The 15,208-nt window shown below is 46.1% G+C and carries 16 protein-coding genes; 15 read left to right on the top strand and 1 reads right to left on the bottom strand.

All coding sequences use genetic code 11. The annotated features are described in order from the left end of the window. The first annotated feature begins 9 nt into the window (after positions 1-9). The 14 genes from WCW66_00215 to WCW66_00280 all read left to right on the top strand — a co-directional run bounded on the left by WCW66_00215 (position 10) and on the right by WCW66_00280 (position 13,856). Positions 10-495, top strand: coding sequence for a dihydrofolate reductase (locus WCW66_00215; GenBank protein MFA6391161.1), 486 nt, complete (start codon positions 10-12; stop codon positions 493-495). Next, positions 495-1,172 (top strand): thymidylate kinase, encoded by a 678-nt coding sequence (locus WCW66_00220; GenBank protein ID MFA6391162.1) that lies wholly within the window; start codon positions 495-497, stop codon positions 1,170-1,172. Before WCW66_00215 ends, WCW66_00220 begins: the two co-directional genes overlap by 1 nt. Positions 1,173-1,550: 378 nt before the next feature. Beyond that, positions 1,551-1,910, top strand: coding sequence for a FlgD immunoglobulin-like domain containing protein (locus WCW66_00225; GenBank protein MFA6391163.1), 360 nt, complete (start codon positions 1,551-1,553; stop codon positions 1,908-1,910). A gap of 12 nt (positions 1,911-1,922) precedes the next feature. Beyond that, positions 1,923-4,169 carry a hypothetical protein gene (locus WCW66_00230; GenBank protein MFA6391164.1) on the top strand — a complete coding sequence of 749 codons (2,247 nt, stop codon included), beginning with the start codon at positions 1,923-1,925 and terminating at the stop codon, positions 4,167-4,169. A gap of 216 nt (positions 4,170-4,385) precedes the next feature. Then, a complete protein-coding gene (gene gatB / locus WCW66_00235) occupies positions 4,386-5,882 on the top strand; it encodes an Asp-tRNA(Asn)/Glu-tRNA(Gln) amidotransferase subunit GatB (GenBank protein ID MFA6391165.1) in 1,497 nt (498 codons plus the stop codon). Positions 5,883-6,054: 172 nt separating this feature from the next. Continuing rightward, positions 6,055-6,975 carry an aspartate carbamoyltransferase gene (gene pyrB, locus WCW66_00240; protein MFA6391166.1) on the top strand — a complete coding sequence of 307 codons (921 nt, stop codon included), beginning with the start codon at positions 6,055-6,057 and terminating at the stop codon, positions 6,973-6,975. A gap of 3 nt (positions 6,976-6,978) precedes the next feature. Beyond that, positions 6,979-7,428 (top strand): aspartate carbamoyltransferase regulatory subunit, encoded by a 450-nt coding sequence (pyrI, locus tag WCW66_00245; protein ID MFA6391167.1) that lies wholly within the window; start codon positions 6,979-6,981, stop codon positions 7,426-7,428. A 3-nt stretch (positions 7,429-7,431) separates the two neighbouring features. After that, on the top strand, positions 7,432-8,349 hold the full coding sequence (locus WCW66_00250) for a dihydroorotate dehydrogenase (protein MFA6391168.1): 918 nt from the start codon (positions 7,432-7,434) through the stop codon (positions 8,347-8,349). Between the two features lie 53 nt (positions 8,350-8,402). Then, positions 8,403-9,218, top strand: coding sequence for a dihydroorotate dehydrogenase electron transfer subunit (locus tag WCW66_00255; protein ID MFA6391169.1), 816 nt, complete (start codon positions 8,403-8,405; stop codon positions 9,216-9,218). A gap of 1 nt (position 9,219) precedes the next feature. Then, positions 9,220-10,506, top strand: a complete 1,287-nt coding sequence (gene pyrC, locus WCW66_00260; GenBank protein ID MFA6391170.1) for a dihydroorotase — start codon at positions 9,220-9,222, stop codon at positions 10,504-10,506. Next, positions 10,496-11,170 (top strand): orotate phosphoribosyltransferase, encoded by a 675-nt coding sequence (pyrE, locus tag WCW66_00265; protein ID MFA6391171.1) that lies wholly within the window; start codon positions 10,496-10,498, stop codon positions 11,168-11,170. The genes pyrC and pyrE overlap by 11 nt, the downstream gene beginning before the upstream one ends. Positions 11,171-11,197: 27 nt before the next feature. Beyond that, positions 11,198-11,986: a hypothetical protein gene (locus WCW66_00270; GenBank protein ID MFA6391172.1), complete on the top strand. Its 789-nt coding sequence runs from the start codon at positions 11,198-11,200 to the stop codon at positions 11,984-11,986. 13 nt (positions 11,987-11,999) lie between these two features. Then, positions 12,000-12,809, top strand: a complete 810-nt coding sequence (gene pyrF / locus WCW66_00275) for an orotidine-5'-phosphate decarboxylase (protein MFA6391173.1) — start codon at positions 12,000-12,002, stop codon at positions 12,807-12,809. 111 nt (positions 12,810-12,920) lie between these two features. Continuing rightward, the gene (locus WCW66_00280; GenBank protein ID MFA6391174.1) at positions 12,921-13,856 is read left to right on the top strand and encodes an ornithine carbamoyltransferase; all 936 of its coding nucleotides are present in this window, start codon (positions 12,921-12,923) and stop codon (positions 13,854-13,856) included. A gap of 391 nt (positions 13,857-14,247) precedes the next feature. Here WCW66_00280 and WCW66_00285 read toward each other — a convergent pair whose 3' ends face one another. After that, positions 14,248-14,574, bottom strand: coding sequence for a hypothetical protein (locus WCW66_00285; protein ID MFA6391175.1), 327 nt, complete (start codon positions 14,572-14,574; stop codon positions 14,248-14,250). A gap of 206 nt (positions 14,575-14,780) precedes the next feature. On the opposite strand from WCW66_00285, the gene WCW66_00290 reads away from it, so the two are divergent. Beyond that, a complete protein-coding gene (locus tag WCW66_00290; GenBank protein MFA6391176.1) occupies positions 14,781-15,176 on the top strand; it encodes a RidA family protein in 396 nt (131 codons plus the stop codon). Positions 15,177-15,208 lie beyond the last annotated feature (32 nt).

Below are 15,208 nucleotides of genomic sequence, written 5' to 3' on the forward strand. Positions count from 1 at the left end.
ATAAAAATTATGTCCAAGTCTCATATCAATATCATCTGCGCTTTATCCGAAAACCACGCCATCGGTCGGAACGGCAAACTGTTATGGAGTATTCCGGAAGATCTAGCAAGGTTTAAAGAGATTACAACAGGACATCCGATAATTATGGGACGAAAAACCCATGAATCGATCGGGAGACCATTGCCGAACCGTACAAATATCATCATATCGCGCAACCTGAAAGCGACTAAAGGCGGGTTCGTATCTTCATCTCTGGAAAATGCAATAGAATTTGCATCGAAGCAGGAAGGCGGGGACGAAATATTTATAATCGGTGGTGGGGAGATTTACAAACAGGCACTGCCACTCGCGGATAAACTGTATCTGACTGTCGTTAAAGGCGATTATGATGGGGACACTTTTTTTCCTGATTATTCCGCATTTGAAAAAGTTACGGTGAAAGGTAACGGAAGGCACGAAAATTTTCAATTTACATTTTTAGAACTGGAAAAATAATGTTAAAAGGCAAGCTGATTGTTTTAGACGGAACGGACGGGTCCGGTAAAAAGACCCAGACGGATTTATTGTTGGCGCGTTTAGAACAGGAGGGAATCGGCAAAGAATACGCGGATTTTCCGAGATACGGAAAGCGTTCCGCCGCGATGGTGGAGGATTATTTGAACGGAGAGTTCGGCAAAGCGGACGAAGTTAATCCTCACACGGCCTCGCTTTTTTACGCTTTGGACCGTTATGCTGCCAGTAAGGATTTATACAGAAGTCTAATTGATGGAAAGATTGTTATCGCCAACCGGTATGTATCATCCAATATGGGGCATCAGGGCGGAAAAATCAAAGATGATAAGGACAGAGAAAAGTATTTTGATTGGCTTGATAACATGGAATATAACATGCTTGGAATTCCGAGGCCAAATGCTACAATTCTGCTTTATGTCCCGGCCAGAATCGCGCAAGGACTGGTTGCGAAAAAAGAAGCGAGGGAATATTTGAAAGGCAAAACGCATGATATTCATGAAGAGGATTTGAATCACCTAGAAAACGCGGAAAAAACCTATCTGGAAGCGGCAAAGAAATACGGTTTTCAGATTGTGGAATGCGTGGAAAATGGCGAACTGCTTTCCCGCGATGCAATTCATGAAAAGGTGTGGGAAATAGTATCAGGATTGATCAAATAGCCCCGGCGTGGGAGCGACTTGACAGATATTTCTAATATGCGCTAGTGTATAATTACATAGTAAGAAAATATTGGGCGGCCTAAAGGTCGTTTATTTTATTTAGAGGAGGGTTTTCTAGATCACTAGCTGAGATTGTTTTGGCTGGTGATTTGGGGAATAGCCCTTTGACAATTGGCTCTGACGAAAGGGGAGATTATGTACCGACTTGCGAGGATTTGCATGCTTGGTTGTGTGCTACTTTTACTGGTGACTGTCGATGCAAGCGCACAGTATGTGCTTGCCCGGTCAGTTGTCGGTGCAGGGCACGGACCTAGCACAAGCGGTCAATGGACGCTTCAAGCGTCACTTGGCCAGAGTGTTTCCAGTCGGGCAGGCGGGATGGTTTTTCTGGTCCACTTCGGTTACTGGAATGAGATCAGTGTCGTTTCCGGTGTTGATATCCCTCTGGTGCCGATGTCGACTTCACTTGACCAGAACTATCCCAATCCCTTCAACCCAGCTACGGTGATTCCATTCTCCATCGGAGGCAGCGAACCTGAGCAGGTTTCACTTCGCATCTACAACCTGCGCGGCGCTCTAGTGCGGGAACTGACCACGGGCTCTTGCCTCCCCGGATTCTACAAAATCCAGTGGGATGGTACTGATACCCAAGGGTTACAGGTTGCGACGGGCGTTTACTTCGTCCGGCTCGTGACAAACCACGAAACCTTCAGCAGGAAACTCCTGCTGGTCAAGTAAGGGAGAAACGGAATGAAGACATTCGGCATTCTTATGGTGGCACTGCTTGTGGCAGTCGCGGCACTTGCTGCCGTACCCGCGCAGGTGTCATACCAGGGACAGCTCACGAACGCCGGTGCTCCGGCTTCCGGCGAGCTCGTCTTTGCTTTCCGCATCTTTGACCAGAACACTGCCGGATCACTCCTCTGGAGCGACACCGACACGCTGACCGTCACGAACGGTTTGTTCGATGCATACCTCGGCTCCAACACGCCTCTGCCGAAGGAAATTTTCACCGGAGCCGCGCTCTGGCTGGAGATCGACGTGGCGGGTGAAACTCTAGAGCCGCGCCAGCAGATCGTGACGGTTCCTTACGCCTTCCGTTCAGCCATGTCTGATACTGCGATCGTCGCGCTCAACGCGAGCGGTGGCGAGTCTCTGTGGGAGACGAACGGCACGGACGTGTACCGGCCGACGGGGAATGTTGGGATTGGGACTAATAATCCCACAAGTAATCTGGATATTCGTGGGATTGTCCAAGTTGTTGATGAAGCATCTCCTGACACGAAGGACTATGCCAGTCTTGGTGTTACGAGGGCGAATGTCGCAACCAACAACAGCTACATTGGACTTACTAAGCAGTCAATTGTTCCCTGGGGCATTGGCATCAGCAGTACAGAAAAGTTCATTGTTGGCGTTGCATCAAGTAACCCGGCAAGGACGATTCCGGCTCCGCTTTTGACCATTGAACCTTTCACTGGTAACGTCGGCATCGGAACAACAAGTCCGATACAAGAACTGGATGTGGCTGGAACGATTTATTCCAGCAAGGTGAAGTCCAATACTCCTCTGGATGATGAATTCTCCGGGAGTAACGGATATTGGGGGCTGAGAACCGACACTTCCAACAGGTTCAACCTGGATGTCTATAATGGTGGTAGCCCCAAAGCGGCAATCACAGTTACAAACACTGGAGATGTCGGCATTGGGACGACGGTACCAGGAAGAAAATTAGATGTAAATGGACAAATCTACAGCTCTGTTGCGGCATCGGATATTATCAATTCCGGTGGTAACTTCTTGGGAAGCGGGGGATACTGGAGTTTTAGAACTGGAGTTGATAATCGAATGGGGTTAGATGTCTACAACGGAGGATCATCACTTGAAGCTCTAACTGTCTTACAGAATGGCAAGGTCGGCATCGGGACCACTTCGCCGGCCTACACACTGGACGTCAACGGCACGATTCACGCCACGAACATCATCGCCGACAGCTTCGACGACGGTGATTGGACGATCGGGAGTGGGGTGCTCTGGACGAACGACAAGGTCGGGATCAATCTGTCTTCACCGAGTTACCCGCTTCATGTTCAGGAGAGCAGTTCAGCAGACAACAAGCGAGCTGTTTACGGTAAAGAAACTGCGACTTCTGGTAACGTGTTCGGCGTTTACGGGGAGACTCTATCAAACGCAAGGAGTACAACCGACACTCCGGAACGTTCGAGTGGCAGTGCAGCTGGGGTCTATGGACTCTCAAGCAGAACGGGTGCGGTCGGCGATGTGTTCGGAGTGCTTGGAGAAATCCGGGGAGAAGGAGGGGATGGACCTACTCCGGACTTTGCTGCAGGAGTCTACGGCGTCAGCTATGCAACAACTGGCAAGTCAGCTGGTGTCATCGGTGATTCCAAATCTGCAAGCAACTACGGTGCTGGCGTGTTCGGTGTCAACAGCTCCACCAGTGGAGCTACGCGGGGAGTGTGGGGCGAGGTACACTCACACGATGGTGCTGGTGTTTATGGTCGCAATGTAGATGAAGATACGCACGTACTCTACACGGCAGGGTATTTCGAAGGAAACCTTGAAGTGCTCGGCACATCCACTATGGCGGCCACACTCTATGTTCCGGACATCGCTCAGTACGCTGACACCAAGGACGGCATGGTGCAGTCCTACGGCATGACGTCGGCGTCGCCCATGGTTTCCGACCAGGGTTTCGCCGAACTGCGGAACGGCACTGTCCGGGTAACGCTGGATGACACGTTCTTTGAACTCATCTCCGAGACCGAGGAGCCGCATGTGCAGGTGACGCCTTACGGTCCGACCGGGCAATTGTGGGTGGAAACGCACACTGACGGTTTCACCATCCACGATCCCATCGGATCCTCCGCGAAGGTGGCGTACACCGTGACGGCGGTAAGACGCGGCAAGGAGGGAGTCCGTCTCGAACAAGTTGACCCGCAGACCTCGGAGCGTCTGAGGGAATTGGAATCCGCTCGGTAACACGAGTGTGAGAATTGAACATAAGTGACATGCGTTTTCTGTACAACATGCATATGTTGGCCGGGGAGCGCATTTTTTTATTGAACAAAGTGTAATTAGTGTCATGCTGAATTTATTTCAATATCTATTAATGAGAGATTCTGAAATAAATTCAGAATGACGATTAGAAAATTGGTATTATTGAGCTTATTGGTGTGTATATGATACAATTACCCCATGAAACTGGAAACAATCATCGGTCTGGAAATACATGTACAGCTCAATACCAAGAGCAAGATGTTTTGCGCATGTTCCAATGACAGCGATCAAGCCAAGCCGAATACCAATGTCTGCTCAATCTGCATGGGACATCCCGGGACACTGCCGGTAACCAACCAGCAGGCGGCTGACCATGCCTTGCTCACTGCACTGGCGCTACACTGCAAGATAAATGAGTATTCCAAATTTGACCGGAAAAACTATTTTTACCCTGACTTGCCGAAAGGCTATCAGATTTCTCAGCTTGACCAGCCGGTCGGTGAGGACGGGCGCTTGATTATTACCATCGGTGAAGAGCGGAAACGCATCGGGATAACCCGCCTGCATATGGAGGAGGACGCGGCAAAGTTGATGCACCCCAACGATGCGGATTATAGTCTGGTGGATTTTAACCGCGCTGGTTCGCCACTTATTGAAATAGTCACAGAACCGGATATTAGGACGCCGGCGGAAGCCAGAATATTTTTAGCTGACTTGAAACTGCTTTTAGAATACTTGGACATATCCGACGCTGACATGGAAAAGGGCAATTTGCGCTGTGACGCGAATATTTCTCTCCGGCCGGAAGGTGACAGGAAATTTTATGCAAAGACGGAAATAAAAAACATGAACTCTTTCCGTGGTGTGGAAAGAGCGCTTATCTTTGAAATAGAAAGACAGTCCAAATTATGGGAAGCGGGTACTCCACCTGATAAGCTGATAACCAGGCGCTGGCTGGACGACCAGGGGATTACCAAAGAAGAGCGCAGTAAAGAGGAAGAACATGACTACCGGTATTTCCCCGAGCCGGATTTGGCGCCACTTCATTTTACTGAGGAATATGTCAGAAGTATTGAAACAAAATTGCCGGAACTGCCGGATGAAAAAAGAAAAAGGTTCCATTTGGAATTGGGCACGACCTATTCTCAGGCGGTTACTCTGACTTATTCCCGGACAGTTGCTGACTTTTTTGAAAACACAATTACTGAACTTAAAGCATGGGTAGCGAGCCAGGAAGACAAATCTGAATTGGATGAGGAGACGAAAAAGAAACTGGTGAAGATGACAGTTAACTGGATCACTACAGAACTTTTCATGCTGATTAAAGAAAGCCAAATTGAACCTGAAAAAATCAAAGTAACACCGGAGAATATGGCCGAACTGGTTAAGATGGTTTATATGGAAGAAATAAACAGCAGTGCCGCGCAACAAGTTCTGAGGATAATGTTTGAAAAAGGTTCCGATCCTTCTCAGGTTGTTGAAGAAAAGAATTTGAAGCAGATGAATGATTCATCAGAGATTGAGCTGATTGTGAAAAAAATTGTTGAAACAAATGAAAAAGCTGTTATTGATTTTAAATCAGGAAATGATAAGGTACTGCAGTTTTTAGTAGGATTAGTAATGAAGGAAACTAAAGGGAAGGTCAATCCGAAAGTAGCCACCGAAATGCTGAAAAAGATTATGGGTCAGTTTTGAATAGAAAAAAACTGTGGAAAACTCGGTATTAGATGGGGGTTTACAGGCGGTTTGATAACTGATACACTGCGATTGAAATGATTAACAACCACACCGACAATTTGTTCCGAAAATATATTGCGCGGTGATTTATTCCCTGAAAAAGGGATTTTTTTTATCCTAAGGAAACAATATGAACAAAATCAACTTCAAAAACAGGGACGTTATCTCAATCAGGGATTTTTCCAAGCAGGAAATCCTCCATGTACTGAAAAAAGCCAAAGAATTTAAAAGCTCACCAAAGACCGACCTGCTCAAAGGAAAAATCATGGCCAGTTTGTTTTTTGAGCCGTCTACCAGAACCCGCTTCTCGTTTGAATCCGCGATGCAGCGGCTGGGGGGTTCCGTCATAACTCTGGCTGACGCGAAAACCAGTTCTTCCGCGAAGGGCGAGTCGCTATCTGACTCTATCCGGATCGTGGAAAAGTACTGCGACGTTATCGTCATGCGCCATTCACTGGAAGGCGCGGCACGTCTGGCAGCGGATGTTTCGAATAATCCGATTTTAAACGGCGGTGACGGTGCCAATCAGCATCCGACCCAGACTTTCCTGGATCTGTTTTCCATACTGGAAACGCAAAAAAAACTGAATGGCTTAAATGTGGCGATGGTCGGAGATCTGAAATACGGACGCACAGTTCACTCTCTGGCGTATGCGCTGTCGCTGTTCAACTGCCGGCTGTACTTTATCTCACCGGAATCCCTAAAAATGCCAAAGCATGTATTAAATGAGATTAAAGAGAATAAAACTAAATACTCCGAACATACCCGGCCGGAGGGGCTGATGCCGAAAATGGATATTTTCTACGCGACTCGTATCCAGAAAGAAAGATTTGCGGACGCGATGGAATACGAAGAAGTGAAGGATGTTTACATCATCAATAATGAACTGCTGAAAAAGGTAAAAAAGAATTTCCGGATCCTGCACCCGCTGCCGAGAGTGAATGAGATTAATTATGAAGTGGATGATACTCCTTACGCTTACTACTTTCAGCAAGCTTCCAACGGCCTTTGGGTACGCGAAGCACTTTTAGCCTTAACCTTAGGAAAATAAACTATGCGCGCCTATAAAGTTTACGCAATCAAAGACGGTACAGCAATTGACCACATCCCTTCGGGAAAGGGTATGGATGTGATTAATCTGCTGGGAGTTGCTAATGACCAGGACATTGTTACCCTGGGTATGCATTTCAACAGCAAAAGGAACAAGAAAAAGGATGTGGTGAAAATTGAAAACAGAGAACTCACACCGGAGGAAGTTAGCAGATTGGCAATCGTTGCGCCAAATGCTACGATTAATATCATCCGGAATTTTGAAGTTGCAAAAAAGATTCCAATCAAAATCCCGGAACAAATAAACGGGATAATAAAATGCGGTAATCCGAATTGTGTCACCAACCACGAACCGGTGGTAACAAAATTCACGCTAGTCAAGGAAAAGCCGATTGAATTGTACTGTTTCTTTTGCGAGCGGACGTTTGGGATAGATGAAATAACACTTGCCTGATTTATGCCTGATATTTCCATCAATTTAGCGGGAATTAAATTTAGTAATCCGACAATTCTAGCGTCGGGGATTCTTGGTGTTACCCGGGATTCGTTAAAGTACGTTTTTCAGAACGGCGCGGGCGGTTGTGTGATCAAGTCCATCAGCCGGGAAGAGCGCAAAGGGCACGATGCACCGAACATGCACGCGATTGAAGGCGGATTTATGAACGCGGTAGGATATTCCAATCCGGGACTGGAAAAGGCAAAAGAAGAATTTGTTAAGCTTAAAGATTTAGAAGTGCCGGTTATTGCTAGTATCATTGGCAAAGACGCGGATGAGTTTGCTTACATGGCGGAGAATTTTCTGACTGACGAATTTTCGGCGGTAGAAGCGGTTTTATCTTGTCCCCACACTCCGGGTTACGGAACAATGGCCGGGCAGGGAACACCGAAAGCAACCGAAGAGATTACACGCAGAATCAGGGAAAAAACCAAGCTCCCTTTATTTATTAAAGTTTCACCGGAAAGTCAGCCAATCGGAGAAGTAGCAAAGGCGGCGGAAGCGGGCGGTGCGGACGCAATCTCCGCAGTCAATTCTATGGGTCCCGGGATTCACCTGGATATCTATGCCAAAAAACCTATCTTACATTTCGGCATGGGTGGTGTCACCGGTCCGGCACTGAGGCCGATTGCGGCGCGGTGCGTTTCTGATATTTATCAGTCTGTAAAAATTCCGGTGATCGGTATTGGTGGAGTCACAACAGGAAGAGATGCGATTGAAATGATGATGCTGGGTGCATCCGCAGTACAAATTGGAACGGCGGTGTACTATCGCGGAGCGGAAGTATTCAAACTGATTTGTGATGAGATTATGGAATATATGCAAGCGGAGGGTTTTGAATCAATTAATGAAATAATCGGGCTGGCACATAAGAAGTAATTCGTAATCGGTAAGTGGTAATTCGTAATTTGTAATTAGTAATTGGTAATATAATGAATCATTGGATCAATAAGCTGGATAAACCGTTAATGATGCCGATTGTCAGGCGCGAAAAAGAAAACGAGAATGTAGACACATTTTATTTTAAACATGCTTTGAATTCGCAGGCTGGCCAGTTTGTTATGCTTTGGATTCCGGGACTGGATGAGAAGCCTTTCAGCATTGCGTACGACACCGGTGATGAACTGGGTCTGGCAATTGCAAAGGTTGGTCCGTTTACTGAAGAGCTTTTTAAACTGAAAGTCGGGGACCGTGTTGGAATCCGCGGGCCATATGGTCATGGTTTCTGGAAAGAGGCCGGGGCCAAAAAAGTAGTAATGGTTGGCGGTGGATACGGCGTAGCACCATTATTAAACATGGCGGAAGAACTGGTTAAAGACGGCGTTGAAATCCATTTTATCAACGGCGCCAGGTCAAAAGACCTGCTGTTGTTTCAGGATCGCATTAACAGTTTAAAGGCAAAAATTTATACAACAACCAATGACGGATCATTTGGTATTGAAGGTATGGTTACAGTTCCCTTGCAGGAAATTATAGCCAAGGAGAAAATCGATCTGGTTTATACCTGCGGACCGGAATTGATGGAGAAGGCGGTGTTCGATTTTTGTGAAATATCCAATATTAATTGTCAGATCAGCATTGAACGCTATATGAAATGCGGTATGGGTGTTTGTGGTGCCTGCTCTGTGGACGGTACTGGTGAGCCGATGTGTGTAAAAGGTCCGGTGGTTGATTCGGAAAGAGCGAGGTTGATTTCAGAGTTTGGAAAATTTCACCGGAATGGATCCGGAGTGAAAAAGGATTTTTAGTATGAATATTACGCTGAAGAATTGCATTTTGGAATCGGCAGAGACGGATGTTCATATCTCAGATGGCATTATAAGTAAAATTGGCAAAGGTGCGGAAGGGGAAATAATCGACTGTTCCGGTCTTGTTTTACTTCCCGGTTTGATTGACGGTCATGTACATTTTCGTGAACCGGGTGCAGAACATAAAGAAGACTGGCTCACCGGATCGCGCGCGGCGGTCAAAGGGGGCGTCACTACAGTTCTGGATATGCCGAACAACAACCCGCCGATTATTGACGAAGCGTCTTTACGATTAAAAAGAGCAAAAGCAGAAAAAAGCGTGATTAATTACGGTTTTCATATTGGAGCCACAACCGGCAATCTGGATTTTATTAATTCCGCTGAAAATATTGCCGCAGTAAAAATATATTTCGGCTCATCTACCGGTGATCTCTTGGTGGACAAAATGGCCGATGTGGAAAAAATATTTGAAGGAAGCAAAAGACTGTTTCTCGTCCACGCTGAAGATGAAGCTTTTATTCAGGAAAAGAACAAAGAATACAGCGGGACGGATGACCCGATGATCCATACCAAGGTTAGGGCGCCGGAAGCTGCAATACTAGCAGTCAAAAATATCTTAGCCATTGTTGAACGGACCAAAGCGCGCGTGCATTTTTGCCACGTCAGTACGGCGGGCGAATTGAAACTGATCAAATCAGCCAAAGCCAAAGGCCTGCCCGTCACCTGCGAAGTCGCACCACACCATTTATTCTTGAACAGCAGTGAATACGGCAAACAAGGTAACTGGGTGAAAATGAACCCGCCGCTCAGACCGGAGTCGGATCGATTGGCACTGTGGCGCGGGCTTTTCGACGGCACAGTTGATACCATCGCTACCGATCACGCGCCACATACTAGAGAAGAAAAAGAACAGCCCTATTGGCAGGCGCCGGCCGGTGTTCCGGGGGTGGAAACTATGTTACCATTACTACTGAACGAGGTGAGTAAAGGCAGAATTGATTTAAAAAAAGTAATTCAATTAACCTGCGAAAATCCCGCTCGAATATTTAAAATTAAGCATAAAGGAAAAATTGAAGAAGGGTATGATGCGGATTTGGTTTTAGTAGATATGCAGATGGAAAAAGAAGTGATCAATGAAGAAATGGAGTCCAAATGCGCCTGGACCCCGTTTGCCGGGAAGATCCTGACCGGCTGGCCGGTCGCGACGATGGTCGGTGGAAATATCGTTTACAATTCTTTGGAAATTAACGAACAATTTAAAGGTAAGGAGATAAATTATGAGTTATAAGAAAGATTTTATAGAATTTCTAGTGCGATCAGAAGCTTTGAAGTTTGGCGAATTTACCTTAAAAAGCGGACGAATTTCACCGTATTTTTTCACTACCGGCAATTTTAATACCGGATCGTCTATTTATAAACTGGGATATTTCTATGCTGCGCTGATCCGTGAGGAAGTGGTGGATTTTGACGTGATCTTCGGACCAGCCTACAAAGGAATCCCGCTGGCAGTCGCCACGTCCATGGCGCTGGCTAAAGATTTCGGCATGGATAAAGGATACCTTTTTGATCGGAAAGAGGTAAAAGATTACGGCGATAAAAGTGCGTTTGTCGGTTATGAACCTACACCTGGGCAAAAGATTATTTTGATTGATGATGTAATGACAACCGGAAAGACCAAGGAAGATGCTGTAAATATAATCAAAGAAAAATTTGAAAATGTCAGTTTCGCGGGACTGGTTATTGCATTCAACCGCCAGGAAAAAGACAATGACGGCAATGATGCGCTTTTGGAATTTGAAAAATCATTCGATATTCCGGTAAAAGCAATTGTGACAGTCAGAGAGGTAATTGACGTTCTACACAACCAGAAAATTGACGGGCAAATTTACCTGGATGACGCAACTAAAGATAGAATGGAAGAATACCTTGCCAGGTATGGTGTTTCTCAGTAAAATAGCGGTAATAATTTATCAAAAAATATGAACAGCGAACCATCATTTCCGAATGATCAAGATCGCGAGCAGTCAGCGGAGATGCCGAGGGAAATAGAAACAAAAATTGTAAATTTAGGTGATCCGGAAGAATTTAAAAAACGCCTATTGGATCTGGGCGCTGTACTTGTTGATGGCAGGCGTCTTTTACAGGACCGCAGTTTTAAGCGGGAAAAAGATAAACAAGTGGATAGTACCGACCTTCCTTTTAATACCGCCGAGGTTAAAGACCCGACCGATTTACAGAATGTTCTGGAGCTGTTGGGAGTAGATATTGTCTCTGAGCCGGATGAGAGTGGAGTTATGATGATTCGTACACGTGCAGGCGCTCCTGTCCGTATGGTGCGTTTAAGAAAAGAAAATGATACGACAGTCCTGACAATCAAGGAAAAAAGAAATAAAGCACAGACAGTGGATAATCGGATGGAAACCGAGGTGGAATTGATTGATGAAAATTCGCTGAATCAATTATTGGCATCAATGAGGTATTCGCATTTGGCTGATAAGGAAAAATACCGGACAACATACGGATTAGACGGATGTAAGGTTGAATTAAACGAGGGTCCGATTGGAGCGCCTTGGGCGGAGATTGAAGCGGGAAGTGAAGAACAGGTTATAGCGCTTGCCAATGCGCTGGGTTATCAGCCGGAAGATTTGGCCGGTATGTCGGATGCGGATTATTATGCACTTAAAGTTCCTGATCTTACACCAGAGGAACTTAATAACATGACTTTTGCCAAAATGAAAGACAGGGCACCAAAAGACCAACCGGAATAATTAATATCACACTATGAATAAACAAAATCAAACATACCTTCAAAGGGCAGAAAAAGCGAAAAACCCGGTGGCTGTAAAATTACTCCAGCTCATGGGGCAGAAACAAACCAACCTCGCGCTGGCGGTGGATGAGCCGGAGGCCGATTTGGTTTTAAAACTGGCGGACACTATCGGACCGGAGCTTTGCCTGTTAAAAACGCATATAGACATCATTGAGGGTTTTAACGAGGGATTTATCACAGAATTATCAAACCTCGCTAAAAAGCACAATTTTTTAATCTTTGAGGACCGGAAATTCGCTGATATCGGCAATACAGTCAAAATGCAGTATGGCGGGGGGATGTATAAAATAGTGGAATGGTCTGATATGGTAAATGCGCATATTGTCCCGGGTCCCGGAATTATTGAAGGGCTAAAGGAAGTGGCTGAGGCAAGCGGAAAGGAGCGGGCATTAATCCTGCTGGCACAGATGAGTTCCAAAGGAAATCTGGCGACGGACGAATATACCGAAAAGGCGGTAAGGATGGCGCGCGAGTACGCTGATTTTGTGATCGGATTTATCGGGAACGGGGGAGATGTGAAAGAACTGAGCAAACTGACTGGACTAAACAGTGAAGAGTTTATTATAATGACTCCGGGTGTTAAACTGGGTGGCGGGGATGATGCGCTGAAACAGCAATACACCACACCATCCGATGTAATAACCGCCGGTTCTGATATCATCATTGTCGGACGGGGGATTTACGGCGCGGACGATCCGGTTGCGGAAGCCAAGGAGTACAGACAAGTCGCGTGGGACGCATATTTGAAAAGAATTGGATAGAAACTAGTCCGATGCATTTACGGAGTAAATGCCCGGGCGCAATGGTTACATATAAATACCACTTACGAATTACAAATTACCAATTACTAACTTACTAATTACCAAACCCAAATGAGACACTGTCTTACTCTAAAAGACTATTCCAAAGAGGATATCCTGGAAATAATCCGCAAGGCGCAGGAGATCAAAGCCAATCCGGAAAGATACGGGGATGTTTTGAAAAACAAAACACTAATCATGCTGTTCCAGAAGACATCCACCCGCACACGTCTATCCTTTGAAGCCGGCATGACTCAGCTGGGCGGACATGCGATATTTTTGGACAGCCGGACATCTCAGTTCGCATTAACCGATTATAAAGACGAGATCCAGGCGGTGATGCGTTTTGGTGATGTGCTGATGTTCCGGGCAAAATCCTTTAATGACGTAAATATTGCCGCATCCCTCAACAAAATTCCGGTCATCGATGCCTGTTCCGAGAAATACCATCCTTGCCAGTCACTGGGAGATCTCTTGACCATGGTGGAACACAGCGGGGGAATTGAAAATATCAAAAAAGTAACTTGGCTCGGCATTGAAAACAATGTCAGCAACACACTGAAACTGGTCTGCGCCAAACTGGGGATCGATATCTATCTGGCGGCACCAAAGGTACACGAAATCAGCGTTGATGAAGAGCTAAACCAAATGGCAGAAGCAACCGGGAAGGTACACAAAACTGTGGATATGGAAGAAGCAATGAAAGATACGGATTACGTTCACACCGACACCTGGATGGATATGGAATTTTTTGAAGACGGCAAAGTGAAGCCGGAATTTCAAGCGGAATATGAGAAGAGAATAGAAGAATTCAAGCCGTTCCAGCTCAATGCCGGAATCGTGGATAAATACAGCCCCAAGGTCGGAATTATGCACTGTATGCCGTGCCATGTCGGCTATGAGATATCACGTGACGCTATTGATCATCCCAACTCCATAATTTTTGATCAGGCGGAAAACAGGATGCATATTCAAAAAGCCATCATTTTGTGGCTCATGGGGAAATAGATAAAAACCTTATTTCACAAAACAGGCTCTGAATATTTCAGGGCTTGTTTTTTGTTTAAGTGTGTAATTCGGAGACCCACAAAAAGTAATGGATTCTCGGATCGCCTCCGATGTCGGTGTCCAAAAAACCTCCCCCGGAAATTATTTCTCAATCTAAGAACCCGACACGTCCTTCCCCTCCTTATCAAGGAGGGGAGCAGATTATTGTTACTATTTTAAAATCATGTTCCGGAGGGGTGGTAAACCCAAGGGTAATTTACGGCAATCCCGTTCCTATGTTATTGCCATTCTGAACTTGTTTCAGAATCCATTATTGCTATGGAACCGGAGATGCTGAAACTAGTTCAGCATGGCAGAATAATAACGGAATTCCTTTCAATGGGTACTGTTTTTATGTTAATAGACGATATAGCTCCAGCAAGCAATCTGAGTTGCGATTGAGATAAAGTGTCTTTGATCCCTTGGTAACATTTGGAAATCTTATTGATGATAATCTGTCGAACTCTTCATCACTAAGCTCGGTGTCGGTTATCTCCAGACCATTTTCCTCTGCCAGTTGTTTGATCGCTTCGGCCTGCTCGATAGATAGACCGACCAACAGGATTTTGCCGTTAATCGATGCGGTTTGTGATTTGATAAAATCCAGAGAGGGGATAGTATCATGAGTATCGGTTGACTCACTAATATCAAGACTCGGGTTCATGTCCAGTGTTTTCATAGAAGATTGTTATGAATTATTGTATTAGATAGTTATTTAATTTCAGCAATTATTTGCACAACATTATCTTAACATTACGATTCAGGTAAAGCAATCTGAATGTGGCCAAAATGCAGTTGACACATTTTAGTCGGTATTATAATATTGCTAACCGTTCGCGCCTGTATTTGCAGGCATTTGCTGTGTCCGCAATCCGGGAGGTTACAATGCCCAAGAAACAGAAGCCCGCGGGGATCCTCGCGATGGAGAGTGTCGGTCAGCCGTTTTCGACCTGCGTGCAGATCGGCAACCACTTCCACTTCTCCGGCACGGTCGGCCGGGTCGTCGACGGCAGGGTCGTCGGTGATCTCGAAGAGCAGATCGAGGAGATCTTCACCAAGATGGATAGCATGCTGGGCGTCTGCGAACTGTACCCCGACGATGTCTTCAGCGCCACGATCCTGCTGGCCGGCGACATGTCGGGCTACGGTCTCGTCAACACGAGCTGGAATCTGTTCTTCCGGTCCGCGGAGATCATGCCCCGTCGCAAGGCCTACGCCGTGAGCGCGCTGCCCTTCGACGCGCTGATCGAGATCGAGTTCGACGCGGTCAAGCAGGACTGAACGCCCAAGCGGAACAAGCTGTACACAAGAGG

This window comes from Patescibacteria group bacterium (genome assembly GCA_041664365.1).
Classification (GTDB): Bacteria; Patescibacteriota; Patescibacteriia; order UM-FILTER-42-10; family UM-FILTER-42-10; genus JAHJEX01.